This window comes from Nocardia vaccinii NBRC 15922 (assembly GCF_001613305.1).
Taxonomy (GTDB): Bacteria; Actinomycetota; Actinomycetes; order Mycobacteriales; family Mycobacteriaceae; genus Nocardia; species Nocardia vaccinii.
The window spans coordinates 56,092-81,368 of the sequence record NZ_BDCC01000059.1 but is presented as its reverse complement, the minus strand read 5'-3'; the positions used below and the strand labels follow the sequence as shown (position 1 = coordinate 81,368).

Below are 25,277 nucleotides of genomic sequence, written 5' to 3'. Positions count from 1 at the left end.
CCATGACATCACAATCCAATTCTGACCACGACGCCATCCGAGATGCCGTGCGCACCTTCGCAACCAAACGGCTGGCACCCGGATATCTTGCCCGCGCCAAGTCCACAGAGTTTCCCTGGACACTGCACCAAGAAATCGCGGCTCTGGGTATCTACGGCCTGCTGGCGGGAGAACCGTACAACCCGCTCGAGCGGGAGGATTTCGTCGCCGCCGGCATCGCGGTCGAGGAACTGGCGTATGCGGACTTCAATGTCGCCAATGTCGCGATTCCGGTGATGCTGATGAGCACGCTGATTCGGCAGCACGGGTCCGACGCGCTCGGCGAGCAGTGGCTTCCGCGTTTGGTTTCCGGGGAGACTTTCGTCGCCTTCGGCTTGACCGAACCCGGCACGGGATCCGATGCGGCGAATATCAAGACGACCGCGCGCGCCACAACGGACGGATACGTCGTCAACGGCGAGAAGACGTCGGTGACCATGCTCAGCAACGCTGAGGCGATTATCGTCGCCGCGCGGACCGTTCGAGACGGCGTCGACGTGGGAGTTTCGGCTTTTCTCCTTCCGCTCGACAGTTCCGGCATCGTGAAGTCGGTCGTCCCGGACACGGGCTGGGGCATTCTCGGCCGTGGCGTTCTGCACCTCGACGACGTCGAGATTCCCGCTGCCAACCTGATCGGCGCCGAGGGCCGCGCATTTTCACGAGTACTCAACGGGTTCGACTTCACGCGCCCACTGCTCGCACTGACCGGAATCGGCACGGCCCAGGCCGCCCTCGACGAGACCGCGCAGTACGTTCGACAGCGCACCGCGTTCGGCACCGTACTGGCCAAGTTCGAGGGCGTCTCGTTTCCGATGGCCGAACACCTGACCAAACTCGAGGCCGCGCGGCTGATCTGCTATTCCGCCCTGGAAAAGCGGACCCTGGGGCTTCCGCACACGGCGGAGGCCGCGATGGCCAAGTGGTACGGACCCCTCGTAGCGAGCGCGGCTGTCAAGGAATGCCTGTTATTACACGGCAACTACGGATACTCGCAGGAACTACCCTTCGAGCAACGCCTGCGCGACGTCATGTCGGTCGAAATAGCGGACGGCACGGCACAGATACAGAAAATAATCATCATGCGCGAGAAATACGGCACAGATTTCATTCCCTACGAGAGGCGGAGAAAACTATGATTTGATTTCCCGCACCGACGCGGACGTCGATCGACGACGGCCCCGCGGACGGCTTCGGCTTCAGCGAGTCGAAAATCGTAGTGACGAGAGGCACTCCAGGCGTCAGTCTTGCCACGGCGACGGCTTTCGCACAGGCCGGAGGCCACGGTTTGGTTCTCATCGGCCGGAACGAGGAGCGCGGAAAGAAGGCCGCCGACCACATACTGAAAAGTATGTCCGTAGTTCGATGCGGCGAGATCGCCGAGATCGCGTCGAGTGAGAACCGCTTTCCCGTCCTACCACAGTGGAACGCTCATCGAAAAACTGACCGTGACGCCACGCCCAGCGCGAAACCCAGCTGCACCAGCGGCGCGGCGGCGCCTGGCAGACAGCACCCGGAACCGGCCGCAAATCCGTCCTCACCCTCGACGACCGCCTCGCGATCACCCTGCTGCACCTGCGGTTCGCCACACGCCAACGCGCCCTCGCCACACTGTTCGCCGTCACCCACCAAACCGCACAAGACGATTCAGCAGGTCCGGCCCCTGCTCGACCCGGTCGGACACACCGTCCACCCGACCGGGACCACCCTCGCCGGCTCCACTGCAGTCAGCCAATACACCACTGGCACAACCGAAGCCGAACAGATTGCGTGTTATTGATCGGGTCCCTAACTGCGCGGCAGTGGCACTAGAATTGCACACACCCGGCATCGACGGACATGGCCAGACCGGTAATGTAGCGGCTTTCGTCCGAGGCCAGGAACAGCACCGCGTTGCTAATTTCGACTGGCTTCACCGAGAACACGTCGAGCATGTTGACCATCATGCCGCCGATCTTTGGATTATCTTGCAGCCCGGCGATGCACGCGGCGTTCGCCTCGTCGGAGATCATCTCGGTTTCCACGCCGCAAGGGTGCACGCTGTTGACGCGAATGTTGTGACGCGCCAGCTCGCCGGCGAATGCCCTGCCGAGACCAGTCACCCCGTGCTTGCTGGCGGTGTAGTGCGACAGGAAGGGCATTGCCTTCAGTCCGGCAGAAGAGCTAATGAGGACGATCGAACCTCCGGTGCCTTGCGCTACAAGTTGAGGCGCTACCGCCTGGATCGTGTTCCAGGCGCCGGTCAGATTAATATCTATGGTGTCTTGCCATACTTCTTGGCTCACTTTGTCCCACGCTGCCATGATCGAGATGCCGGCGTTGGCTACGGCAACATCGATTCGTCCCAATTCGTCGACGCCCCTTGCGACCAGCTCCTTCATCTCCGACGCGTCACGTACGTCAGCCTCGCTGGCTACGATGCGTCGGCCCAGCGCCTCGACCTCTTTCACGGTCTGCTCGAGGTCTTCCGGGGTCGCACCTCGGTAGGGGACGTTGCGTATGCTCTTGCAGATATCGACGGCGATGATGTCGGCGCCCTCCTGCGCGAGTCTGACAGCATGGCTGCGGCCTTGCCCCCGCGCCGCGCCGGTAATGAGCGCGACCTTACCCTCCATACGTCCAGTCATTCCGAGTGTCTCCTTAGATTTAGATTGGATAATTCATGAGTCGTCCGGTGCCCGGACGACAAGCGCCGACGTCGCGAAGGCGTCAGATTGGGCCCGGTTCCGTGGTCGAAAGAGGGACGCGGTTGGCCGCGGATCCATTCCGTACGGAAGAGTCTTGCTCGCACGTGAACCGTGGCATTGAATCGCTAGCCATCATCTGACGCCCCAGCAGATCTTTTTGACTTCGAGGAACTCGCGCATTCCTAGCTCGCCCCGTTCGCGGCCGAGTCCGCTTTGCTTTATTCCGCCGAACGGCCCGTACATGCTGATGTTGCCGCCACCACCGTTGATGAGAACTTCGCCCGTTCGGAGCTGCGTCGCGACGCGATACGCCTTGGCGACGTCTCGGGACCATACGCCGCCGCTCAGACCGTATGCTGAGTCGTTCGCAATTCGGATCGCGTCAGCTTCGTCCTGGAATGGAATCAAGATGGTCACCGGGCCGAAAATCTCGGTCCGCGCGATCGCCATGTCGTTGGTGCCGGTGAACAGTGCCGGCTCGATGAAGAACCCGGAGTCGACTCCCTCGGGCCGACCCCCGCCCCGTACAAGGGTCGCTCCCTCGTCGGTCCCGACCCCGACCATCCGCTCAACGAACTCACGCTGTACCTCGTTGATCATTGGGCCGACGAGCACGCTGGAGTCGGTTGGATCGCCGACCTTGGCGTGCTCGCTCGCGATGGACAACCGTTGTACCATCTCCTCGAAAATCTCCTGCTGCACAAGGACTCGTTTCGTCATCGCGCATCCCTGCCCGGCGTGGGCGACCCAGTTGCCAAGGGCGTCGACCGTTGCCGCATCCAAGTCGGCATCGGCGAATACGATGCTTGCCGACTTCCCCCCGAGTTCGAGGATTACCTTTTTCAGGGTCGGCGCGGCCTGGGCCATCACCTTACGGCCTACCACGTCGGAGCCGGTGAAACTGATCATGTCGACGCCGGCGTGGGAGGTCAGTTCGATGCTGGCGTCGACATCTCCGGTCACGACGTTGAGCACACCGGGCGGCAAGCCGGCTTCTTCCGCGATCTCGGCGATGATGAAAGCTTCAAGCGGCGTGTCTGGTGACGGCTTCAGGATAGCGGTGCACCCAGCTGCCAAGGCTGGGGCCACCTTCACGAGGTTGATCCAGAACGGATAGTTGTATGCCGAGATCAATGCGGCGACACCGATTGGCTCGAAGATCGTCACGCCCTGGCTGACGGTTTGACCGACGGTCGGTAGTTCTGCGTTCATGAAGTCGAATCGCAGCAGCACGTGTTCGACGATGTGCCGGAACATGTTGATCGGGGTCTGCACCTGGACTTGCCCCGACAACATCCGCGGGCACCCTGTCTCGCTGATGTTGAGTTCGACGATTTCCGCGATCCGACGCTGCATGATGTCGGCCATCCGCACCAGAACTGCGCTACGTTCGGTAGGGCTCATGCGCGGCCACGGACCGACATCGAACGCTTCTCGTGCGGCTTCGATTGCGCGGATGACATCCGTCCGGCTGGCCTGGGGGACCCAGCCGAGTGCGGCGCCGGTAGCAGGGTTGATTACGTGAAGGCGCTCGTCTGCGTCGGACTCGACCCATTTCCCATTGATGTAGAGTAGGAACCGAGCGTTGTCGGTTAGCGTGCTGGTCATTACTTCTCCTCGTGCAGCGCGGCTGGCCGCCGCAGGCTGGTAGACAGAGTTGGTGTTGGAGATCTCACGACGCGTTTTCGACGGGATCGGCCACGGTCGGCACCCGTCGCGCCGTTCCTGTGTGCTCGCGCGCCATCGTCTTGCCGAAGTCGAGGGCTTCAGCAAACGACGCTCCTTCGGCGAGAAGACGACGGTACTTCATGATGTGCCGCTGGCCGTTGAGGGTCAGGGTCCCGCCCAGTTTGTCGCCGCGGCGATACAGAGCGACGAAGTGATCGCTGTTCAGATCGCCGGATACGACTTCGTAGGCGTCGCCGGACGCGACTCCGACGAACTGGATGCGCGATCCGTACCAATCCGACCAGAAGTACGGCACCGTTGAATATGGTTCAGCAGGAGTGTGGCCGATGGCGTTGCGGGCGGCGTGGGCTCCCTGCTCGGCAGCACTCGTCCAGTGCTCGATGCGCATTCGGCTGCTGAACAGCGGGTTGTGCCAGCGCGCAACGTCACCGGCGGCATAGACACTCGCGACGCTGGAACGCAGCGTGTCATCGCACAGCACACCGTCCTCCAGTTCGAGGCCCGAACCAGAGAGCCAACCAGTGCACGGAGACGCGCCGATGCCGATGACGACGAGATCTGCTTCGATCGTGGTCCCGTCCGTGAGTCGAACACGTTCGACCCGGGCGTCGCCTTCGATGGCGGCGACCGCGACACCACAGCGCAGGTCCGTCCCGTTGCGCACGTGGAGCAGCGAGCATGCGGCACCGAGTTCGCGACCGACAGCGCGGACCAGTGGCGTTGGTTGAGTTTCGACGATGGTCACGTTCAGGCCACGTTTGCGCGCTGCGGAGGCGACCTCCGATCCAATGAATCCCGCACCCACCACGACGGTTCGTGCGTGGTCATCCAGACCAGCGCGCACAGCGCGCGCGTCGTCGAGAGTCCGCAATGTGTGCACCCCGGCCAGGTGCTCACTGCCTGGGATCTGATGCGCCGCGGCACCCGTGGCGACCACGAGGGCGTCGTAAGCGATCTCTTGCGTCCCGACTCCGAGCACTCGGGCTCGAGAGTCCAATCCGGTTGCCCGAATCCCGAGCCGGACGCACACGTCCAAGTCGTCCCGCAGTGACGCTTCGCTGCGCAGCACCGGTGCCTCGACGGTGGTTCCTGGCTGTAGCAGGGCCTTCGACAGCGGCGGGCGGTCATACGGCGCGTGACGCTCGTCGCCGACCAGGGTAACCTTCCCGCGGAAGCCCGCCTTTCGGGCTGCTTCGACGGCGCGTACGCCGGCCAGCGAGGCACCGACCACAACGAGGTGTTCGACATGTGTGGTCACGTAGGTCAGGCCTCGAGGCTGAGGGCCTGCGTAGGGCAACCCTCGATCGCTTGCGTCACGGCATGCTCCATGCCAGCGGGTACGGTGTCGCTGAGCAGCTCGAGGTCGCCATCGTCGTTGACCTCGAAGACCTTTGGGACGAAGGCCTCACAGATTCCGATCCCTGTGCACTTCTCCCGATCGAGCATAATCTTCATGGCGATGCCGCCTCCATTTCTTTTTCTTTGTCGATGTACATGTCAGGATTGCCGGTCGGAATTACACTCCGAAACGCCTCTCGACGTCGAGGTAGGCCGGCAGCCCGACGAGGTTGTAGATGCCGCCCATCGCGAGCTCTTCGTTCTCTGGATGCGCCCTGAAGTAGTCGGTGACAGTGCCTTTTTCATGCAATTCGCGCAGCACGGACAGCATGGCGTTCGAGGCCGCCGACAGTGCTGCGATCGGAAGAATGACGATCGCGGCACCGGTATCAGCCATCTGTTGGGTGTTCGGCATGTTGTCGCTTGCGAAACCGGCCATCATCATCACCGGACCCGCGATCTCGCGAGTCAATGTTTCGCAGACCTCGAGCTGTTCGGCCAGCGGAAAACTGCCAATCATTTCGCCCTTGTACTTGGTCAACATCGGAAAGGCGCAGTCGGCGCCGGCCTCGAGGTAGAGATTGCTGCGCTCGATCAGTTCGGCGATGGATATTTCGTCGGCGTCCGTGCGTGCGACGATCACGAAATCTGGATCGGTGCGTGCCGCTACGGCGGCCGCCACCCGCTGGCTGGCCTGCTCCCGTGGAAGCAGCGTTCGGCCGGCAACGAACGGGCTGCGCTTGGGCACGATCTGGTCTTCGATATGGACTCCAGCGGCGCCGGCGCGGATCATCTCGCGGATCGTGCGCTGGACGTTGTGCACCCCGCCGAAGCCCGTATCTATGTCGCAGATCAGCGGGACGCGAGTGGCCGACGAGATTCTGGCGACCACGTCGGTCAACTCGGTCAAGGTGGTGATGCCCATGTCGGGTGCGCCGAGCAGTGCGGACTCAACACCTGACCCGCTCAGGTGTAGAGCCTCGAATCCGACGTACTCTGCTAGGCGCGCCGAAAGGGCGTCGAAGCACCCCGCTGCGCTGACTGTGCCCGCGGCCAGGTGAGCGCGTAGCTGGGTCGTTGCGCGAGGGGCAACTTCGGGACTGGAACCTGATGTCATGGGTTCGCCGCCTTCATAGTCTGGGAGATGTCAAGGCTTGGAGATCGTCGGCAGCGGATGACGGAAGACGCGAGCCGCGTTCTCGTGAGTGATCTTGCGGATATCTTCGACCGGATACTTGTCGAGAATGCTGACGAAGTGGCTCTGACTGTCGGGCCAGGTCGAGTCCCCGTGGGGGTAGTCGACTTCGGCCATGATGTTGTCGATGCCGATGTGGTGTCGGATGTCAAGCGTGGACTTGTCGTCGAGGACGGCGAAGAAGAAATTGCGGCGCAATACCTCCGACGCGGAGATGTCGACGCCTTTGGTCACATCTGCCCAGTACCAGTATCCGTAGCTCGGACCGCCGGCGTGGTCCACGATGTAGTCGAGTCGGTCGAGCACCATCGGCACCCAGCCGATGCCACCTTCGGCCATTACGATCTTCAGCTTGGGAAAGCGGATGGGAAGCCCGGACCACACCAGATCCACGCACGCCTCCATGGATGTCACCGGGAACAATACGGTGCTCACGGTCGGCGGCGCATCGGGCGCAATGGGATTCAACCCTGACGATCCGACGTGCAGGCTGACGACCGTGTCCGTTTCCTCACACGCCCGGAAGATCGGGTCCCAGTACCCGGAGTGAAACGACGGGAAGCCGAGCCGGTGCGGTTGCTCGGGCAGCGTGACGGAACGAAACCCGCGCGCTGCGTTGCGCTCGATCTCCGCAGCGCCGATCGCCGGGTCGGTTAGCCAGGTGATGCCGATCGGAATGATCCGGTCCGGATACGGCCCATACCACTCCTCGGCCATCCAGTCATTCCACGCCCGGGTGACCGCGAGTCCGAGTTCCTGATCCTTCGAAGTGGAGAAGATCCGGCCGCAGAACCCGCTGATGATCGAGGGAAAGTTCGCCGAGGCCCACACGCCGTTGATGTCCATGTCCCGGATGCGGTCCTTGACGCGGTAGCAGCCCGGTCGCATGTCGTCGAAGGTCATCGGGTCGTGCACCTTCGAGCGGTCCACCTGGCCGACCACGGCGTTGGAACCGGCCTGAGGCAGCATCACTCCCTCGTAAAACCATGGCTCGGTCTCGTCGTCTTGGACGACGACTTTCGGGGCCCGGTCGGCGAACTTGGCCGGCATCCGACCGTCGAACATGTCCGCCGGCTCGACAAGGTGATCGTCCACCGAGATCAGGGTGTACTCGACATCTCGCGGTGCTGGGTCCGGCAGAAGTTCGATGCGTTCGTGCGTTGCAGTCATAACTGTTTCCTATCTCGATATGCAGTCAGCCAGCGAGCCGGACGGGAAATGTTTTCAGGCCGGGCACCATCGTGGAGCGCAGTCGAGTAACTTCACCCGCCTGTACGGCCTGCGGAAAGCGCGCTAAGAATTCCTCGAAGAACACCTTGGCCTCGAGTCGAGCCAGCGACAGTCCTAGGCAGGAGTGCTCACCCGTGCCGAACGCGAGATGCGGGTTCGGGAAGCGCGTGATGTCGAACTCCTCGGCGTTGTCGCCAAAGACGTCTTCGTCGCGATTGGCAGAGCCATACAGCATCACCACGACCTGATCCTTCTCGATCGTCTTCCCGCGCAGCATCGTCCGCTCGTTCGCTACGCGCACCATATGCGTGACCGGCGTGACGAATCGCAGCATCTCCTCCACGGCGTTCGGAATCAACGAAGGATCATCGACAAGCATCTGACGCTGCTCGGGATGGTTCATCAGCGTGTAGGTCCCCGCTGAGATCAAGTTGCGGGTCGTTTCGTTGCCCGCGATCAGTAGCAGCCACAGGAACATATTCAGCTCCTGCTCCGACAATCCTTCTCCGTCGATCTCAGCCGCCAATAGGATCGAGATCAAATCTTTCCGCGGCTCTTCCTTGCGGTCGGAAATCAGCTTCCCGAAGTAGGAGAACAGCAAGGCCGACGCCTCGGGCACGGATAAGGTGATGTCCGGGTCCGCGCCGCCCACCGCCGCATCCGACCACGCCTTGAACTGCTCCCAGTCCTCAGGCGGTGCGCCGAGAATGCTGGCAATGATGCGTGTCGGGATGGGCGCGACGATATCTCGGGCAAACTCCACCGTGGTGGTCACATCGGCAGCATCGAGGATCTCACCCACGATCGCCCTGACGTCTCCTTCCAGGTCCGCGACACGCTTGGGCGTGAATCCCTTCGAGACGATCTTGCGCATCGCGACGTGTCGGGGCGGGTCAGTCATGATCAGCGCCCCTGGGGAGGAAGCGTCCGGGACTGCCGGATCCGGAATGCTCACACCCTTCGTGGACGTGAACAGCTCCGGGTGGGAGGCTACATACTTGATGTCGTCATAGCGAAGCACAGACCAAAATCCGCCGTTCGCCTCCGTCCAGTGTACCGGCGAAGACTTCCGCAGCTCGCGGTAGACGGGGAACGGATCGCCAGCGTAGAAATCCGGTGACTGCAAAGGGTATTCAGTCAGCACACTTGGCTCCTCAGGTTGCTCGTATCGGCCGGAATCGCCAAAGCCGTCGAAATTGCCGTCACGGTCAGTGGCCGACGGTCCCTCGCGCAGATGGTCGGCGAGAGCGTTTCCGTACGGCGTAATGAAATCAGGCCCGCAGTGTGATTGTCAACACTAAGCCTTCGTCAACCTGATGATGAGTTCGCGATCACGAGGGTCCGAACTGCGCCTCAGCGCGCCGTCGACACCTGACGAACAGGACATCACAGCAGGTCCAAGGGCCGTGCTGATTAGGCTCGATCAGATCATGGGCGGCTGGGTCGCCTACCTCCGGCACATGGCATGCAAGACCACGCTGAAGCCCCTTGACCACTTCATGCGGCGGCGGATCACCAGCTGGTGTATAGTGCCGCACCACTGTAACTGGACCGACCTCCGTTGATGCTTCACCGACCACGACGGACGGTGGAGACGACTCTCGACGGCGGGATCGACCTCTTCGCCACGGTGTCGGTGCCGGTCACCCGATATCGCTACCGCGGCAACACTATCTCTGCCTCCTGGCGCCTCAACCACGCCTGAAGGCAGAGATAGTGGAGGCCCCGGTGCGGTGAGAATCGCACGCCGGGTTCAGCGATCGGCACCACGCCGCACCCGTCCCTTCACCGGCAACTATCGAACCTCTGACGGTGGTGTGATCAATCTGTGCATCGTCAGCCCGTCGAACTATCTCCGCGACACCTTCGAACACCTGGGGCTACCGCAGGCGGCCGCGGATCCCCGCTTCGCGGATGTGGCCGGGCTTTGGACAACACAGCACCCGCGATCCCGAACTGTCGTCGGTTTTTCGCGAGAATTCCGAGAAGTACCTCAGACTGCATCGCGCGCACTGGTCGACGAGCAGACCTTCGCGACAATTTCCTTCATCAACGGCGTCATGGTCGGTTTCACCACAGGGAATCGCACAATCAAGAAAGCTACGCAACTCGACGAGCTGCTGTCGGGCATCGTTGCCGGAGTCGCAGCGGCGTGCCGGCCACGAGCAACCGACAACGGTCGTTGACGACTCGGCGCGCGATGCGGCGGTGGCTGCCCGGATAGACAGGCCACCGCCGCACCCGCTCTATGACGGGTGGATCAAGGCTCGCCAACTACGCGGGCAGTCAGTTCGGCTCGGTGTCCACGGTTTCGATGACGCCGGTGGCGCTCGAGGCGCCCACCGCGGTGACTTCCAACCTGACTGCTCCGCCGGTCGAAGGAGTGCGGCCGTGGCGCATGACGACCGCGACCACGAGTGCGACGGCAGCGCAGGCGGACATCGCCCAGAACGAGTCGCTCCATCCACGGTCTCCGAAGACCTGGGGAATGGGCTGCGTGATGGAGTGACCCATCACGCTGATATGCGCGTTGATCGGGTTGTTGTTCAGCAGCGCACTGGTAATGGCGATGCCGGTGCCGGCGCCGATGCTGGTGAGAACGCCGAACATGCCGAGACTGATGCCCTGCTGCTCCTGCGGCACGGCGTCGACCATGAGGATCGGTGCGGAAGCGTAGAAGAACCCGGCCCCGATCCCGAATATCGCGGCGAGAACGGCGTACGCCTGCCAGCTGTAGGGAACGGTCGCATAGCCGATTCCCGCGCCGACCATGACGATCAGCGAGATGATCGCGGGGATGCGGGCTCCGATGCGTCGCGCCAACAGACCGCCCAACGGTCCGAAAACCATGGCGACACCACCGGCGATGATGCTGATGTGCACGGCATATTGCAGCAGCGTGAAGCCGCTGCCATAGGTGTAGCGCGGGTCGAGCACCACGCGGATCAACGAGACCGGCATGGTCACTCCCGCTGCCTTGTGGGCTTCTGCGGCCACCCCTTGCGCGACGGTTGTGCTCAGCTGTGCGGCGTTGGGGGTTTGGGTCATGTAACCCATGGCGTAGGTCTGCATCGCTTGGATGAAGGTCCCGAAGAACGCCATGATCAAAGTGAGTCCGACCGCCGGGTGCAGCAGGAGTCTCATGTCGATAATCGGGCGTGACACCCTGGTTTCGACGATGAAAAAAAGCGCGAGCAGCGCGAGTCCGCCGATCAGCCATCCGAACGCCGACGGTCGGCTCCAGCCCCAGTCCTGTCCTTTGTCGAGGTAGAGCAGGGTCAGTGCCGCCCCGGCAGCCAACAGCACCGCGCCGAGGGGGTCGATGCGTTCTTTGACCCTCAGCTTGGACTCCGGAACGATGAGCATGATCAGCGGGGTCATGACCAAGGTGTAGATGCCGAGGAACCAGAACATCGCGTGCCACTCGAAGTGGTCGACAAGGAGCCCGCCGATGATCGGCCCGAGTACCCCAGAGAAGCCCAGTCCGGTGGCAGTGAGGCCTACCGCTACCGGAATGTACTTGCGCGGCAACAGGTCTCGGATCAGCCCGTAAGAGATCATCTGCGTGGCGATGGCGAAAGCCTGGAGGCCGCGGCCGACCAGGAACAAAGTCCAGTTGGTCGTCAACGCATCGATCAGGCAGCCCGCAACGAAGAACAACCCGCAGGTCAGAAATATTCGTTTCTTGCCCCAGACATCGCCCATCTTGCCCAGCAGCGGCGTTGCGGACGCGCCGACGATGGTCATGATGATGATGGTCCAGCTCAGGTTGGCGCCCACGGTCGGGAACGTTTTCGTCATCTTCTGTAGGGCCGCGCCGACCATGACGAACTGCAGCGGGGCCACCTCCGTATACAGCACGATCACCGCCAGTACGGTGAAGATGCGTAATCGTGAGGCATTGACCAGGCGCCCGGTACTCGCGTCGTCGTCGACGCTGTCCGGAGTAGGGGTCGTGGAAATGGTCGACATGAGAACTCCATAGAACAACAGCATTGCTCGGGGACGGAACGTCCACCGAAGTGCCGGAATCGCCAAAGCCGTCGAAATTGCCGTCACGGTCAGCGGCCGACGGTCCCTCGCGCAGATGGTCGGCGAGAGCGTTTCCGTACGGCGTAATGAAACAGGCCTGCGATGTGATTGTCAACACTAAGCCCTTGACAAACCCGGTCATGAGTTCGCGATCACGGAGTCCGAACTGCGCCTCAGCGCGCCGTCGATACCTGACGAACAGGACATCACAGCAGGTCCGAGGCCGTGCTGATCAGGCTCGATCAGATCATGCGCGGCTGGGTCGCCCACTTCCGGCACGCGTTATGCAAGACCACACTGAAGCCTTTTGACCACTTCATGTGGCGGTGGATCACCAGCTGGTGTATGGCGCTGCACCGCTGGAACTGGACCGACCTCCGTCGATGCTTGGTGAACGCCTGGTCGTAGCGCGAGGCCATGCCGACCGGGCGATAGGCAGCCGGGGATCACGAGGTGATACCGCCGAGGCCGACCTCGCCGGTGACTTCCGCCGTGCGTCTTGCAATCTCGACCGCCTGCTCCAGCGAGAGCGCCATGGCTGCCAGCAGATCGAGGGCCTCGTGGACGTATCGGTGACGGTCGAGGTTCCGATCTTGATACTGCGGCAAGCCAGGTCGACGTAAGCCCCACCCTTACGCAGGGAGGCCCCGACGTGCAGGGCACGCCAAGGGCGCGGCTGGATACGGTCATGCCGCACGGGTAGGGCAACACTTCGAAACGGTCACATCACGCCACACCCGTGCCGACCTGCCCGTACAGCACGGTTGACAAAGGCTCACCGGCTGGCGGGTGGGCGAAGTTTCCTCTGGCCAAGGACGCCAGACGCGTCTATGGTACTAGGTCTCAGAGCGGGAACTCAGTTCGTCTTTCTTTCCGCTTCCCCCAAAAAACTTCTCACCAGAAGGTGGATCACATGACGGAGCATCGCCGCCTCGAAGGCAAAGTCGCGATCGTGTCGGGTTCAGGTGGCGGCATCGGGCGTGCGCACGCCCTGCTGCTGGCGGAGCAAGGCGCGCACGTGTTGGTGAACGACACCGGCCTTCGCGCGGGCGCCGATGCCGAGAAGGTTGCGGGCGAGATAATTGAGCAAGGCGGCGTCGCCGTGGCCAACACCATGTCGGCGACGTGGGCGACCGCAGAAGACATCGTCCAAGATGCGATCGACAACTTCGGCCGGCTCGACATCCTGGTCAACAACGCCACCGACTTCCGCGTCGGCAACATGTGGGACTTCACCGAGGAAGACTGGGACGCCACCTTCGACGTGAACCTCAAGGGGTACATGGCGATGATCCGTGCGGCGGTGCCCCACCTGGCCGCGCAGGAGACCAGCTCGATCGTCAACACCGCGTCCGGCTCAGGTTTCGGCCACCCCGGATTCGTCGCCTACGCCTCCGCGAAAGAGGGCGTCGTCGGGCTGACCCGCACTGCGGCTAAGGAACTGGGACGCTTCGGTATCAGGGCTAACGCCATCCGCCCGGTCGCAGCCGGGAACTCCATGGTCGATTTCAACCGGATCATGCAGCCATGGTTCCCGCTTCTCAACCTGACTTTCGGCCCGATGCCGAACGACGAGACATACAAGCTGATGGAACAGTATTATCCGCCTCGACTGGTCGCCCCCATGGTCGCCTGGCTGTGTACCGACGCCGCCCGAGGGATCACCGGGCGGAGCTTCGATGTGGCGGGCGGGCACATCTGGTTGATCGAGGAGCCAGGCCCTGGGAAGTACGAAACAGCCATCGAGCGAGAAGGTGGCTGGGATCTGGACGGCATCGACGCCGTCGCACCCACCGAACTAGTTCCAGGACTCACGAACCCCTACCTCCTCGACGGCCACCCCGACCTGCAGATTTTCCCATCCTGAGCACAGCGACACCGACCGTTGCGGTCGAGCGCGAAATCAAGCCATCAAGCGAGAGAGACATCATGAATCGACTGACAGGGAAGATCGGGCTGGTCACCGGCGCTGGCCGAGGGATCGGGGAGCGGATAGCCCAGCGGATGACCGAAGAAGGCGCCACGATCATCCGAACCGACATCCGGACCGCCACGGACGTCGCGACACTGGACGTCTCAGACGAATCGGCCTGGCGAGCGCTGGCCGCTCAGATCGAAAGTGATCACGGACGACTCGACGTCCTCGTCAACAACGCCGGAATCGAGAACGACCAACTGATCGCCGATCTCGAACTGACAACCTGGCGCCAACTGATGTCCGTCAATCTCGAGGGCGTATTCCTCGGCTGTAAGACGATGCTCCCCTTGCTCAAGGCCTCCGGCGACAATTGCCCCGGCACTGCGTCGGTCATCACGATCTCCTCAATGGCCGCCAAGCAAGCAGTGATCAGCCAGTCGTGTTACTCGACCTCCAAGGCGGCCGTTGCGCAGTTCAGTCGATGCTTCGCAATGGAATGCGCATCTCTCGGGTACCGCATCCGGGCCAACACTATCCATCCGACAGCAATCGACACTCCCCTGTTCAGGGAAAACATCATGACCCAGCCGACCATTCCCGGGACGACAATCGAAGAAAAGATCAAATCGATGGGCGGTATGATCCCGCTACGCAAGGTCGGCGACCCCGACGATATCGCCTGGGCAGCCGTCTACCTGGCATCCGACGAATCCGGCATGGTCGACGGACTGGAACTGCTCGTCGACGGCGGCGGATACGCAGGCTTCGCCTGACTCGAGGATGGCGAGTGCTCGGGCGGAGTTGCGGGCGCAGCGGCGTAGCGCGACGCCGATGTTGGTGGCGCCGACGAGGCAGTGGGCGCTGATCACGAAGTCGCGCAGACTGGCCACGACCTGGGGTGCGTGGCCGGTGCGGACCTGCGAGGTGTCCTCGGCGTAGGTGACATCGCGGACCCGATGCAGGCTGTTCTCGATCTGCCGGTGCCCGTGGATCCAGCTGGCCAACTGCTCTGGTTGGACCTGGTGCGGGCGCAGGTCCCGGCATGTCGCCACCGCCTCAACCGACTCTGCCGGGCTCCTGGACGACCGCCTGCATCGACCTGTTGATCAGGTCGGTGAAGTCGGCGACTCCATGCGACCGACGCCATGACCGGACCGCGGCATCGAGGCAAGCAAGCGCCGCGGCGGCGATAGCCCGGGCGGCTGGATCGGCTTCGCCGTCATCGGCTACGCCGCAGCGGCGTGCCATCTCCGGAAGCAACAGGGAGACCCAGTTCTCCCGCATGTCCACGTAACGCGCGCGCAGACCCGGACTTTCATCGATCATGGCCAGCATTCGAAGCGCTCGCTCGACATCGACTTCTCGGAGATCGGACAGCGCGAGGAATGCATTCTGGATCGCCAGCCATGGCGCCTCGCTGGACGGGCGAGCGACCAGCAGGTCGCGAAGCTCGACACCTCTCTCACGCAACGCCCCCAGCACGAGATCTTCCTTCGTCGGGAACAGGCGAAACAGCGTGCTTCGAGACAACCCGAGACCAGCTGCGAGGTCGTCCATCGTCGTGGACTCGAAACCGCGCTCAACGAACATATCGAAGGCCTGATCGGCCAGCTCGCGACGCAAAAGGTCACGGGTACGATCGCGCACACTGCGCCCACCACCACCCACGGCCAGCTCCGCGGCGAGGGCAGGCTGTTTGCGAGACATGGGGCCATCTTACGGGGTAGGGGCCCGGCGAAGCCGGTTGAGGTGGTCCCCGCGTTCCGCGGCCGATGTTGGGGCTGGCCCCGGAGTCCGGGGGTTGACCTGGGGAACGCCGAAAGCCGCCTGGGCTGGCTGCGTCCAGACAGGTGCTGTTTTTCTGCTGGTCGAGACGTTGCTGGTGGCGGCCCGAGTTCGATGATCTTCTCGGGTGCGGCGAAGTCGAGCTTGCCGAAGGTGGCCGCGCTGGACGGTTTCGAAGGTGTCGACGTGCAGCGTGTGGAGGGTCCTGGCTGCGGTTCCAGGTGTCGCAGGTGATGGTCTCGACGACCCGGGCCAGCAGCAGCGCGAGCCAGCAGAGGATGACGTCGGCGGATGCGCTCTTCGAGCCGGTGATGGACGGGCTGCAGTTCCAGGGTGGTCTTGTCTCGCAAGTCACCTTCGACCTGCGACAACTGCTTGTAACCTAGCGCGATGTCCTCGGTCGAGAGGTGTGGGCCGAGCAGCGCGGCAGGTATTTCCCGGCCAGGATCGCTACATTGGGTGAATCATCCGGAATGGACCGTAGTTATTTCATTTTTGCGCGCGGCGATCTGGCGTGTCGCCCCGTTGGTGGTCGACGCCTCCGGGGCCAGGCCGTCAAGGATCCGGGCGAGGCCAAATTCGAACGCATCGAAGGGGTCCCACTGTTCGAACCGGTGTGTTGAAAACAGTTTTGAAGCTAACGGATGCTCGTCGGCGTCGCGCAGCCGGTTCATGAAGGGCTCATGAGCGGCGAGCCATTCAGTCCTGTTCGGACGGCTGTACAGAGGTTCGTCCGCCAACTCGATGCCGATCCGGGCTGCGCCGTGCACGAAGGCGTTGATCAGACCGATCGCAGCTTCTGCGCCGTAGTTCGTTCCGTGCGCGGCATTGAGCTCCCACTCGATCTTCTTGAGCCGGTGTGGCCCGATGAGTGGTCGATGCATGTCCAGTCCGACCAGCCACGGGTGGGCGATGTAAAGGTTCCAGTTCGCCGTGGCGATCGCGGTGAGGCGTGAGCGCAATGGTCCTTTCGCTGGCGGTAGATCGCCGATCTCGGATTGGACGTAGTCGATCATCAGATAGATCAGTTGCTCTTTCGTCTGCACATAGGTGTAGAGGGCCATGGCCGCGACGCCCAGGTCGTCGGCGAGACGACGCATGGAGATGGCGGTCGCGCCGCCTTTGTCTGCGATCGCAATCGCGGCGACAAGGATCTGCTCGAGCGTGATGCTGGGAGGCCGGCCACGACCCGAGGCAGACGGGACGCGCCACATCTCGGCGAGACTCTGGGCGATTGTCGAGTCGGCGTCATTGCTGGGCACTGCAGAATTATACGTGCCGCCGGTCGGGTGATCGATCGTCCCGCTGCGACGCCCGGTCCTGGAGTGGCCGAACCCGGCCGTGGCGGGGCCGAGTACCGCGTCCACCAAGGATCGGGCATTCGCGCCGCTCACCGGTCGGCAAGCCAGCACGCGGTAGAGCAGGCCGCCTACGAGGGCATCTGCGACGGCGTCCGCATCCACGTCCGCGGAAAACGCGTCGATCCGCTCGACCAGCCAAGCGTGGGACGGCCCACTGAAGCGCTCGTAGATGCGCCTCGAGTCGTCCGTGCCGTCAGCGGCGGCGGCGCTCAGGGCGCGAACCAGAGCGGCATTCGGGCCAGTTGCCAACCAGGCCGCCATCGTCTGGATCGCATCGGCGACGTCGCGGCGGGGATCGCCGCTCCCGCCACCGAACCCGGCGGAGATCTCGACGGTGCCGGCAAGCACGGCCTCCGCGACGATAGCGGACTTGGACTTCCACCACCGGTAGACGGTCGGGCGGCCAACGCCAGCACGCGAGGCGATCCCGTCGATCGTCATCCTCTCGTACCCGACCTCAGCGAGCAGGGATCGGCTCGCCTCGAGGACAGCTTTTCGGGCCTGCTCGCTGCGTGGGCGCCCGCGTCGGGGGTTTCCTGACATGGCATCGAGTCCTTCCCGGTCGCGTGCCACATAACGATACAATGTGTAAGGTATTGATGTCGATGTCGTGCGAGCGACCCCGCCTCCAGACGTACTCAACGTCATTTTGGATGGGGTGGCCGCTGTCCTGCAGATGAAGGAGCCGAAATGAAGGCATGGGAGTTCACCGGAGCGGACCGGCCCCCGCGGCTGCTTGGCCGGGAGCGGTTGCGAACCGACGCTGTTGGGGTGCTGTGATGTCGGCCGCTGCGATCGTCACCGGCGGTGCCGGTGGAATGGGTCTGGCGACCGCGAGGATCTTGGGTCGTGACCACCGTGTGATCATCGCGGATGTGGACAAGCAGCGTCTCGACGCGGCTGTCGCGGACCTGAACGGGTCGGGGATCGAAGCGGAGGCCGTGGTCTGCGACATCACGAACAGGGCCTCGGTCGAGGATCTGTTCGTGATGGCCGGTGAACTCGGCACGGTTCGGGCAGTGGTGCACACAGCGGGGGCGAGTCCGCAAATGGGTTCGGCTGAGAAGATCGTGCGGATCAATGCGGTCGGCACGGTGTTGGTCGTGGAGGCGGCACTGGCGCTGGCGTCGGAGGGGTTCGCTCTCGTGAACGTGGCTTCGATCGCGGGCCATATGACCCCGCGGATCCTTGTGCCCAAACGTACCTACAAGCTGGCCCTGACTGATGCCGAGCGGTTCGAACGTGGTCTCACGGCGGCCGCCAACCGGGGCCCGAAGGCCGCCCGCCCCGGGGCCGCGTACTCGCTGAGCAAGAACTTCGTGATCTGGTACTCGCGGGAGATGGCGAAGTTCTTCGGCGCGAAGGGAGCCCGGGTGCTGTCGGTATCTCCGGGCAGCTTCGACACAGCAATGGGTCGGCTCGAGGAGAAGAGCGGTTCCGCGAAGCTCCTCGAGTACGCCGCGCTCAAACGCTTCGGCACCCCACAGGAGATCGCCGAGCTGCTGGCGTTCTGCGCGAGCGGGCGGCCGGGCTACCTCACCGGTGTCGACATCCTCTGCGACGGTGGTACCAAGGCCGGGCTCGGCCTGAAGGGCATGATCGAGATCGCCCGTAACCGCTGACAACGAAGTGTCGGCGTGAGTATCGGGGAATCGTAGCCGTTATCGGCCCGGCCGCCGGGTTGACGGGGCGTCGGCGGGAGGTTGACCGGCGCGATGACGGCGCCGCTCATGATGGCCGAACCGTGTGTATCACGGTAGAAGCGCGTCGGCTCCGCGTGTTGGAGGAGCTTCGAGCGCTTTTTCCAGCCACGATCCAGTTCGGCCGCGTCGCCGGCGCGGTCCTGCCCCCAGCAGCTCGCCGAGCGACCCGAGGAACGCGGCCATCCCGATGCCTCGCTCCTGCGCCGCGGCAGATCTGTCTGGTGTCGCGCTGGCGTTCGTCGCGGTCGCCGGGCACGACCTGGTACGCGATGACGGAGTCGCTTACGCGAGCCTGCCAACCGGTGACACTGATATAAGCCGGAACCTCAATCCCATGATCCGATGAGGGAGGATATCCGATGCTGGACACGGCCATTGCCCCAACGAGTGGGGCCGTAACGTGCTGAAGGTGACGGGAAGTGGCAGATCCGGTCGTTTCCGTTTATCGGGGACCGGTCACTCCTACGCGACGCGTCGAACAACCCTGGCTCGAATTCATGCACGACATTGATCCGTGGACGATCAACTGAGCCGCTGCTACATGGACCGCAGCAGTCGTTCGAAAATGAGCGTCCGCACTGAGGTCGAATCGGACCCGCTTGTCCAATTCTGCTCTACCCCTCGTACAGAGCAGCGGGCACGGCAGTCTATTCTCTGATGCCGAGAGCCGATGCGGCTGTAATGTTCTCGCCGCCGGGCGTGGGTTTGGTGGCCGGGGAAGGCTGGAGACGGGCGGTTTCACATGCGTCCGATTCCGCTCAGGATGACCCACCGTGAGGCGAGTAGGTCATCTGCCAGCCAGTCCTGCACTGGCACGATCCCTGGTTCGAGGAGTTCGAAGCCGCCGAACATCGCCTCGAGGTCTCGCGCGGTTCGGAAGATGCATTGTGGGAGATCCGCGCCTTCCTCGCGACCTGCTGGAAGACCCTGCCGCGCGGGTCGTGAAGCGCTCCGCGGCGGCCGTTTCCGTTGCTGATCCTCAGTCCTTGCCCATGTTGAGCTCGACGATCCAGGCAGCGATCTGTGCGCGTGAGGTGTATCCGAGCTTGGTCAGGATGTGCTCCACATGGCCTTGCGCGGTTCGCTGTGAGATGACCAGCTTCGCGGCGATCTGCTTGTTGGTCATGCCTCGAGCAACCAATTCCGCGACCTGCCATTCACGCTTGGTCAATGCCGTCGTCCTGTCTGCCCCGGAGTCATCGCCGGCAGACCGGTCGCCCAGCGCAAACGCGACTGCGGTGTCCGCCGACATCTTGTATCCCCTGCGGAACGCGGCATCGAATCGTTCGTCCCCGAGCCCATGCCGTGCGGACCGTACGCATTTGTCGTGATCATCGACCTCTTGCGGAAAAGTGGCGGTGCGGCCGCCGATCGATCGACTCAGTTGTTCCGTGGCTCCCAGCAGGACAGCGGCACGCTGGTGGTTTCCCTGTTCGACATCGATCCAGGCCAGCGTTTCCAGACAGGCCGCAGTGGTGACCGGACTGCGCAGGCGGCGGTTGAGTTGCAGTGTCCGGCGTAATAGCTGACTCGAGCGGTCCAAGCTGCCTTCCCGCCACAGCGACTGAGCCGTGATCAACAGTGCAAGGGTTCGTTGCACCGTCTCCCCGGCGGCTTCGGTGACGGCAAGGACCTGCTGTAGCCGCTCCGTCGATCGCGCGCGGTCGCCATTGTCGCGGTACGCCAGCGCGAGGATGGTTGAAGCGGCGATCTGGAGACGAGTCTTGCCCAGTGTTTCGAGAACTTCGACGGCTGTTTCCATAACGGAGCACGCGCGGGGGAGTTCGCCGCGGACCAATGCCTGGAAGGCCTCGCTCATGGCGGCGAGGGCATGGATCAGAGGGTCGGTTGTACGGTCGGCGATCCTGCGTATTTCCTTGAACATTGCCGCCGCGAATTGCAAATCGCCCTGAAGCGCGGCCATCAAACTGGACGCGAACAATGCTTCGACGCGGTCCGGTGAGGACTGCGGTGCGGGGTGGTTCAACACCCGGTCGAGCCACTGCCGGGCTTCGCTGAAGCGGCCTCGAACCAGCCAGTACTGCGTGAGGGCGTTGACGATGCGCAGCCCGGTATCGGCCGCCTCCTTGCTCTCGTCCATCACGCAGAACTCGATGGCCTTGCGAAGATTCGACTGCTCGCGGTCGAGGCGTTCAATCCAGTCGAGTTGCCGATCGCTGATCCACGCGGCTTCGGCGTCGCTCGCCAACTGCACGCACCAGTCGCGGTGGGCACGACCCAGCCGCACGTATTCCCCCTGCGCACGCAGCTTGTAGGCGCCGTATTCACGCAGCGTCTCGAGGATTCGGAACCGGACCACACCGTTCGTCTCCTCGCGGATGACGATCGACTTGTCTACCAGCGAAGACAAGATATCGAGAGGGTTGTCGACAACCGAGTCGGGGCGGCACACCCGTTCGACGGCCTCGAGTTCGAAGCCGCCGGCGAACACCGACAGCCGGGACCACAGCAGTTGCTCGGCCTCGGTGCACAGCTCGTAGCTCCAATCGATACTCCAGCGCAAGGTCTGTTGTCGCGTGGGCACGTCCCGGCTGCCCCGGGTCAGCAGCGCGTAACGGTCGGTCAACCGCTCCAGAATCTGTGCCGGCGACATCGTCCGCAGTCGAGCGGCCGCGAGCTCGATCGCCAGCGGGAGTCCTTCCAGCCGGGAACAGATCCCGGCGATGTCGGCCTTGTTGGATTCGGAGATCTCGAAGCCCGGAACCGTTTCGGCGGCCCGTTCGGCAAACAGTGACACGGCGTCGTATTTGGGTAATCCGCGTAGCGATGCCTCCCAATCCGGGCTCGGGGCCGTCAGCGGATCCACTCGCATCACGGCTTCACCGCGTACGTCCAGCGACTCACGACTGGTGGCCAGGATCCGCAGCTCCGGGCACGCCGGCAACAGCGTCGTCGCGAGCGCGGCCGCGGCGGTCACTACGTGCTCGCAGTTGTCCAGGACCAGCAGGCTCCTGCGCGGGCCGAAGAAGCCCAGCAACAGATCCTGTAAGCGGTCCGGCGCACGATCCTGTAGGCCGATAGTGGCTGCCACCACGTTGATCAGCAGCGACTCGTCCTGGATCTCACACAGTTCGACCAGCCAAACTCCGTCGGGGAAACCCCGCCGCACACTCGCCGCCGCCCGCACCGCGAGCCGGGTCTTGCCGACACCGCCCGTCCCGGTCAGCGTCACCAGCCGAGATGCGGACAGCAGGTTCTTCACCTCGGACAACTCGATGCGGCGATTGATGAAACTGGTCAGCTCGACCGGGAGATTATCCTCCCGGCCAGGATGTGCCGGGAATGTCTCCGGACGTGATCCGGATTCCGGCTGTGGTTCGCGGGTCTCGGCCGGAGAGTTGGTGTGCAGTGCCATCTGGTCGACCGGAAAGTTGTGCGCCGCCTGGACTTTTCGAAGCCACTCGCCGAGCGCCTCGGCGCTCGGGCGCCGACGCGGGTCCGCTGACATGGCCGCCTCGACCACCTCGGAGACATCCTCGCCCATCCCGTGCTCACGCAGGTCGGGGGCGGGCTGGCTGGTGATCCGGACGAACTGCGCGACCACCTGCTCGCCGCTGTGGCGTTCATATGCCGCGTAACCCGACAGGGCGGTGAACAGCGTCGCGCCGAGTCCGTATACGTCCGAGGCGGGTGTCGGTTTGTCACCGGACAGCACTTCGGGCGCGGTGTAGGCGGGAGATCCGGTGATGGCGCCGGTGGCGGTGTGGAAGCCGCCCGCGATGTGGGCGATGCCGAAATCGGCCAGGGCGGGTTCGCCGTAATCGGTGAACAGGATGTTGGCCGGTTTCACATCGCGGTGAACGATCCCCAGCCGATGCGCCGTCGCCAGTGCGCCGGCGATCTTGACTCCCAATCGCAGCGCCGCCGCGACCGGGAGCGCGCCTCCGTGCCGGATCTGCGATTCCAGGGAGCCGTGGGCGTGGTAGGGCATGACCAGATAGGGCAGGCCGTCGTCGGTGATGCCCACCTGCAGGACGCTGACGATATTGGGATGTCCGGTCAGTTGAGCCATTGCCCGCTGTTCGCGGACGAACCGGGTCCGGTCGTCATCGTCGAATTCGGTTTCCAGAACCTTCACAGCGACAACGCGATCGAGGCTGATCTCGGCGCACCGGTACACGACACCGAACCCGCCCCGTCCGATCTCCTCGGCGTCGTCGAATCCCGCCCTCCTCAACTGTTCGGCGACCCGTGGTGCGATCGCCCGCTGAGTCCTCAGCCGATCATTACTCTCCATTCCATCGCCCAAAGTCGATCAATGCTGCCCGAACGTCGATGTCTGCGACGCTGGATCAGCATATCCCCGAGCGGCACCGGCAGTGCCGTGATCAGCACGGGGACTCGGCGCACCGGACAAGTCAGTCGAGGCAGAACTCGTTGCCCTCCCGGGGCGGCCATGACGATGTGGCCCGCGGCCATCGGGGGAGCGGGTTCGTGGCGATGCAGGCGTGTCGCGCCGAGTGCGACGCTCACCGACTGCTGATCTATCACCCTCTGCGAGGACAGCGAGAGTTTTGACTCGCTCAGCCAATCCGCGCACTCGCCGGTCGATTTCGACGGCTACCCGCGTATCGGCCGAGGGCACCGCCTAATGCTTCCGGCGCCCACTCACCGAGACTGCGAAAGTTGAGCTTACAACCATGAACGGCCCCGCGCGAGCGCGAGCCAGTTGTTGCTGGTCAGGAGGTTGTTGACGGTTCAGTTACTGGTTACTAGTTACTAACAACAACATGTAGGCTTCCGGGTATGACGAACGGAGAACTGGGTATGGATCGCGGCGGACCGAGTCGAACGGCACTGGCGACGGCATACGGACGCGCGTACCACCAGATCGCTGACCATCCGCGCATCCTCACCGATCCAGTGGTGGCATCTCTGATCGGTGCCACGGCCGATGAACTGGCGAACAGTGCTGAGCCGACCGAAGACCGGCCCGGCAGCGGTTCCACGTACAGACCTCGACGTTTGTTCTTTGCCGCTCGTGCACGATTCGCTGAGGATCGGATTGCGGCGGCCGCTGCAACAGGTGTGCGGCAGGTCGTCATCTTGGGTGCGGGCTTGGATACTTTCGCCTATCGCAACCCGCACCCTGGTTTGCGGGTTTTCGAAGTCGACCATCCTGCCACGCAGGAATGGAAACGCGACCGCCTTGATGAGGCAGCGATCGACATACCTCAGTCGCTGACGTTTGTGCCCGTGGATTTCGAAACCGACTTGCTGGCAACGGGTCTGGCGTCTGCGGGATTCAGTCGCACTGATCCGGCGGTGTTCGTCTGGCTCGGAGTGGTGTTCTATCTGACCCCGGCTGCCGTGCAAAAAACATTGACCTACATCGCCGGCCAGGCTCAGCCGAGCGAGGTTATCTTCGACTACCTGCAACCGGCCGACACCGATGAGGATCGACAGCAGCTACAAGAACGTGAAACTCGCGTGGCCGCCGCTGGTGAGCCCTGGTTCAGCTACTTCACGCCCGCCGACATTGCCGCCCAACTGCGCCTTCTCGGGTTTACGGCGATCGAGGACTACTCCGCAGCGCAACTCATCGACAGCTACATCGATGGACCGGGAGAGTTCCAGAACCGGACCCCCCACGCGCTACGCGCAAGCCGCATCCTTCGCGCTGGCCACTGAACGGTCGCGCACGCCAACCTGCGCGGAGCAACCGGGTTGAACCGGCGGTCAGCGGTTTGCCTCGGAGGTGAGGTGTGCGAACAACCCGGGCTGGACCCGGGTACGGACGCCGTGTGCCCAGTCTGCGTCGACGTCTTCGATATCCATCGCGGCCCCGGCGTTCAACAGAGTTCCGAAGGCCAGGAACGCCTTGACGGTCAGCGGCTCGAGCCCGGTGCCGACCTGGGTCGTGTCCCACAGCCGCGCGAAGCACGCCCGCACCACATCCCTGACTTCCGGATCCCCGCACGCGGCGAAGCCCTGAAGCTGCAGCAACAGCCCGGTCTGGTCGGAGAGCAGGTCGAAGTACTGGGCCCCCATCGCCGAGAGCGCATCCAGGCCGGTCTTGCCTTCCCCCGCGACTCGCATCGCGTCGCTGAGACGCTCGAACGCCTCTCGGACCAATTCGAGGAACAGAGCCTTCTTCGTTCCGAACATCCGAAAGACATATGCTTGTGTTATCCCCGCTTCTCTCGCTATCGCCTCGGTCGAAGCTCCGTGCAGACCGTGTGCTGCGAACTCCCGACCTGCGATGTCCAGCACTTGAGCACGTCGTGCGGCTCCGCTCATCCGTTCACCCATTTTGACAAGTTACCAGTGACTAACTACCAA

The 25,277-nt window shown here is 63.3% G+C and carries 22 protein-coding genes and 2 pseudogenes; 10 read left to right on the top strand and 14 right to left on the bottom strand.

Annotated features, from left to right (window positions below; translation table 11 throughout):
• The first annotated feature begins 2 nt into the window (after window positions 1-2).
• Window positions 3-1,175: an acyl-CoA dehydrogenase family protein gene (locus tag NV1_RS31220; RefSeq protein ID WP_067899573.1), complete on the top strand. Its 1,173-nt coding sequence runs from the start codon at window positions 3-5 to the stop codon at window positions 1,173-1,175.
• Window positions 1,176-1,844: 669 nt separating this feature from the next.
• On the opposite strand, the gene NV1_RS31210 is transcribed toward NV1_RS31220, so the two are convergent.
• From NV1_RS31210 to NV1_RS31180, 7 genes are all read right to left on the bottom strand, one after another.
• Window positions 1,845-2,663, bottom strand: a complete 819-nt coding sequence (locus NV1_RS31210) for a mycofactocin-coupled SDR family oxidoreductase (protein WP_067899568.1) — start codon at window positions 2,661-2,663, stop codon at window positions 1,845-1,847.
• 192 nt (window positions 2,664-2,855) lie between these two features.
• The gene (locus NV1_RS31205) at window positions 2,856-4,331 is read right to left on the bottom strand and encodes an aldehyde dehydrogenase family protein (RefSeq protein ID WP_067899567.1); all 1,476 of its coding nucleotides are present in this window, start codon (window positions 4,329-4,331) and stop codon (window positions 2,856-2,858) included.
• Window positions 4,332-4,395: 64 nt separating this feature from the next.
• Complete coding sequence (locus NV1_RS31200; RefSeq protein ID WP_307630610.1) at window positions 4,396-5,643, bottom strand: NAD(P)/FAD-dependent oxidoreductase; 1,248 nt, start codon at window positions 5,641-5,643, stop codon at window positions 4,396-4,398.
• 32 nt (window positions 5,644-5,675) lie between these two features.
• Window positions 5,676-5,867: a ferredoxin gene (locus NV1_RS31195; protein WP_067899565.1), complete on the bottom strand. Its 192-nt coding sequence runs from the start codon at window positions 5,865-5,867 to the stop codon at window positions 5,676-5,678.
• A 61-nt stretch (window positions 5,868-5,928) separates the two neighbouring features.
• Window positions 5,929-6,867, bottom strand: coding sequence for an isocitrate lyase/PEP mutase family protein (locus tag NV1_RS31190; RefSeq protein WP_084526026.1), 939 nt, complete (start codon window positions 6,865-6,867; stop codon window positions 5,929-5,931).
• 30 nt (window positions 6,868-6,897) lie between these two features.
• The gene (locus NV1_RS31185; RefSeq protein WP_067899561.1) at window positions 6,898-8,115 is read right to left on the bottom strand and encodes an amidohydrolase family protein; all 1,218 of its coding nucleotides are present in this window, start codon (window positions 8,113-8,115) and stop codon (window positions 6,898-6,900) included.
• Between the two features lie 25 nt (window positions 8,116-8,140).
• Window positions 8,141-9,319 carry a cytochrome P450 gene (locus NV1_RS31180; RefSeq protein ID WP_067899559.1) on the bottom strand — a complete coding sequence of 393 codons (1,179 nt, stop codon included), beginning with the start codon at window positions 9,317-9,319 and terminating at the stop codon, window positions 8,141-8,143.
• Between the two features lie 172 nt (window positions 9,320-9,491).
• On the opposite strand from NV1_RS31180, the gene NV1_RS47000 reads away from it, so the two are divergent.
• Both NV1_RS47000 and NV1_RS44010 read left to right on the top strand, forming a co-directional pair.
• Window positions 9,492-9,740 (top strand): group II intron maturase-specific domain-containing protein, encoded by a 249-nt coding sequence (locus NV1_RS47000; protein ID WP_084526025.1) that lies wholly within the window; start codon window positions 9,492-9,494, stop codon window positions 9,738-9,740.
• A gap of 216 nt (window positions 9,741-9,956) precedes the next feature.
• A pseudogene (locus NV1_RS44010) lies at window positions 9,957-10,103 on the top strand (CoA transferase); the annotation flags it as partial.
• Window positions 10,104-10,461: 358 nt separating this feature from the next.
• Here the strand turns inward: NV1_RS44010 and NV1_RS31170 are convergent.
• Window positions 10,462-12,147 (bottom strand): MFS transporter, encoded by a 1,686-nt coding sequence (locus NV1_RS31170; protein ID WP_067899676.1) that lies wholly within the window; start codon window positions 12,145-12,147, stop codon window positions 10,462-10,464.
• 285 nt (window positions 12,148-12,432) lie between these two features.
• On the opposite strand from NV1_RS31170, the gene NV1_RS46995 reads away from it, so the two are divergent.
• The 4 genes from NV1_RS46995 to NV1_RS44000 all read left to right on the top strand — a co-directional run bounded on the left by NV1_RS46995 (window position 12,433) and on the right by NV1_RS44000 (window position 15,064).
• Window positions 12,433-12,615: a group II intron maturase-specific domain-containing protein gene (locus tag NV1_RS46995; RefSeq protein ID WP_084526023.1), complete on the top strand. Its 183-nt coding sequence runs from the start codon at window positions 12,433-12,435 to the stop codon at window positions 12,613-12,615.
• 505 nt (window positions 12,616-13,120) lie between these two features.
• Window positions 13,121-14,074, top strand: a complete 954-nt coding sequence (locus NV1_RS31165; protein ID WP_067899674.1) for an SDR family NAD(P)-dependent oxidoreductase — start codon at window positions 13,121-13,123, stop codon at window positions 14,072-14,074.
• A gap of 62 nt (window positions 14,075-14,136) precedes the next feature.
• Window positions 14,137-14,898: an SDR family NAD(P)-dependent oxidoreductase gene (locus NV1_RS31160; RefSeq protein ID WP_067899555.1), complete on the top strand. Its 762-nt coding sequence runs from the start codon at window positions 14,137-14,139 to the stop codon at window positions 14,896-14,898.
• 7 nt (window positions 14,899-14,905) lie between these two features.
• Window positions 14,906-15,064 (top strand): hypothetical protein, encoded by a 159-nt coding sequence (locus NV1_RS44000; RefSeq protein WP_157117479.1) that lies wholly within the window; start codon window positions 14,906-14,908, stop codon window positions 15,062-15,064.
• Between the two features lie 117 nt (window positions 15,065-15,181).
• Here the strand turns inward: NV1_RS44000 and NV1_RS31155 are convergent, their stop codons facing one another.
• Window positions 15,182-15,832, bottom strand: coding sequence for a TetR/AcrR family transcriptional regulator (locus NV1_RS31155; RefSeq protein ID WP_067899553.1), 651 nt, complete (start codon window positions 15,830-15,832; stop codon window positions 15,182-15,184).
• A gap of 311 nt (window positions 15,833-16,143) precedes the next feature.
• On the opposite strand from NV1_RS31155, the gene NV1_RS43995 reads away from it, so the two are divergent.
• Window positions 16,144-16,296, top strand: a complete 153-nt coding sequence (locus NV1_RS43995; protein WP_218027249.1) for a hypothetical protein — start codon at window positions 16,144-16,146, stop codon at window positions 16,294-16,296.
• Window positions 16,297-16,374: 78 nt separating this feature from the next.
• Here the strand turns inward: NV1_RS43995 and NV1_RS31150 are convergent, their stop codons facing one another.
• Window positions 16,375-17,814, bottom strand: a complete 1,440-nt coding sequence (locus NV1_RS31150) for a TetR/AcrR family transcriptional regulator (protein WP_169813449.1) — start codon at window positions 17,812-17,814, stop codon at window positions 16,375-16,377.
• Between the two features lie 236 nt (window positions 17,815-18,050).
• On the opposite strand from NV1_RS31150, the gene NV1_RS31145 reads away from it, so the two are divergent.
• Window positions 18,051-18,893, top strand: coding sequence for an SDR family oxidoreductase (locus tag NV1_RS31145; RefSeq protein ID WP_067899547.1), 843 nt, complete (start codon window positions 18,051-18,053; stop codon window positions 18,891-18,893).
• Between the two features lie 819 nt (window positions 18,894-19,712).
• On the opposite strand, the gene NV1_RS43990 is transcribed toward NV1_RS31145, so the two are convergent.
• The 3 genes and pseudogenes from NV1_RS43990 to NV1_RS46050 form a co-directional block, all read right to left on the bottom strand.
• Window positions 19,713-19,856 carry an SAM-dependent methyltransferase gene (locus NV1_RS43990; RefSeq protein ID WP_281181924.1) on the bottom strand — a complete coding sequence of 48 codons (144 nt, stop codon included), beginning with the start codon at window positions 19,854-19,856 and terminating at the stop codon, window positions 19,713-19,715.
• A gap of 97 nt (window positions 19,857-19,953) precedes the next feature.
• The gene (locus NV1_RS31140; protein WP_067899545.1) at window positions 19,954-23,232 is read right to left on the bottom strand and encodes a protein kinase domain-containing protein; all 3,279 of its coding nucleotides are present in this window, start codon (window positions 23,230-23,232) and stop codon (window positions 19,954-19,956) included.
• Between the two features lie 121 nt (window positions 23,233-23,353).
• A pseudogene (locus NV1_RS46050) lies at window positions 23,354-23,462 on the bottom strand (VOC family protein); the annotation flags it as partial.
• A gap of 300 nt (window positions 23,463-23,762) precedes the next feature.
• Here NV1_RS46050 and NV1_RS31130 point away from each other — a divergent pair.
• Entirely contained in the window at window positions 23,763-24,626 is an 864-nt protein-coding gene (locus tag NV1_RS31130; protein WP_067899671.1) for a class I SAM-dependent methyltransferase, read from the top strand.
• Window positions 24,627-24,674: 48 nt separating this feature from the next.
• Here NV1_RS31130 and NV1_RS31125 read toward each other — a convergent pair whose 3' ends face one another.
• A complete protein-coding gene (locus tag NV1_RS31125) occupies window positions 24,675-25,235 on the bottom strand; it encodes a TetR/AcrR family transcriptional regulator (RefSeq protein WP_067899542.1) in 561 nt (186 codons plus the stop codon).
• Between the last annotated feature and the right edge of the window lie 42 nt (window positions 25,236-25,277).

What these genes read in the sequence shown, in the direction of transcription:
- NV1_RS31220 (WP_067899573.1), top strand. Translation starts at nt 3, where the DNA reads ATGACATCACAATCCAATTCTGACCACGACGCCATCCGAGATGCCGTG.
- NV1_RS31210 (WP_067899568.1), bottom strand. Translation starts at nt 2,663, where the DNA reads ATGACTGGACGTATGGAGGGTAAGGTCGCGCTCATTACCGGCGCGGCG.
- NV1_RS31205 (WP_067899567.1), bottom strand. Translation starts at nt 4,331, where the DNA reads ATGACCAGCACGCTAACCGACAACGCTCGGTTCCTACTCTACATCAAT.
- NV1_RS31195 (WP_067899565.1), bottom strand. Translation starts at nt 5,867, where the DNA reads ATGAAGATTATGCTCGATCGGGAGAAGTGCACAGGGATCGGAATCTGT.
- NV1_RS31190 (WP_084526026.1), bottom strand. Translation starts at nt 6,867, where the DNA reads ATGACATCAGGTTCCAGTCCCGAAGTTGCCCCTCGCGCAACGACCCAG.
- NV1_RS31185 (WP_067899561.1), bottom strand. Translation starts at nt 8,115, where the DNA reads ATGACTGCAACGCACGAACGCATCGAACTTCTGCCGGACCCAGCACCG.
- NV1_RS47000 (WP_084526025.1), top strand. Translation starts at nt 9,492, where the DNA reads ATGATGAGTTCGCGATCACGAGGGTCCGAACTGCGCCTCAGCGCGCCG.
- NV1_RS31170 (WP_067899676.1), bottom strand. Translation starts at nt 12,147, where the DNA reads ATGTCGACCATTTCCACGACCCCTACTCCGGACAGCGTCGACGACGAC.
- NV1_RS31165 (WP_067899674.1), top strand. Translation starts at nt 13,121, where the DNA reads ATGACGGAGCATCGCCGCCTCGAAGGCAAAGTCGCGATCGTGTCGGGT.
- NV1_RS31160 (WP_067899555.1), top strand. Translation starts at nt 14,137, where the DNA reads ATGAATCGACTGACAGGGAAGATCGGGCTGGTCACCGGCGCTGGCCGA.
- NV1_RS44000 (WP_157117479.1), top strand. Translation starts at nt 14,906, where the DNA reads ATGGCGAGTGCTCGGGCGGAGTTGCGGGCGCAGCGGCGTAGCGCGACG.
- NV1_RS31155 (WP_067899553.1), bottom strand. Translation starts at nt 15,832, where the DNA reads ATGTCTCGCAAACAGCCTGCCCTCGCCGCGGAGCTGGCCGTGGGTGGT.
- NV1_RS43995 (WP_218027249.1), top strand. Translation starts at nt 16,144, where the DNA reads ATGGTCTCGACGACCCGGGCCAGCAGCAGCGCGAGCCAGCAGAGGATG.
- NV1_RS31150 (WP_169813449.1), bottom strand. Translation starts at nt 17,814, where the DNA reads ATGTCAGGAAACCCCCGACGCGGGCGCCCACGCAGCGAGCAGGCCCGA.
- NV1_RS31145 (WP_067899547.1), top strand. Translation starts at nt 18,051, where the DNA reads ATGTCGGCCGCTGCGATCGTCACCGGCGGTGCCGGTGGAATGGGTCTG.
- NV1_RS31140 (WP_067899545.1), bottom strand. Translation starts at nt 23,232, where the DNA reads ATGGAGAGTAATGATCGGCTGAGGACTCAGCGGGCGATCGCACCACGG.
- NV1_RS31130 (WP_067899671.1), top strand. Translation starts at nt 23,763, where the DNA reads ATGGATCGCGGCGGACCGAGTCGAACGGCACTGGCGACGGCATACGGA.
- NV1_RS31125 (WP_067899542.1), bottom strand. Translation starts at nt 25,235, where the DNA reads ATGAGCGGAGCCGCACGACGTGCTCAAGTGCTGGACATCGCAGGTCGG.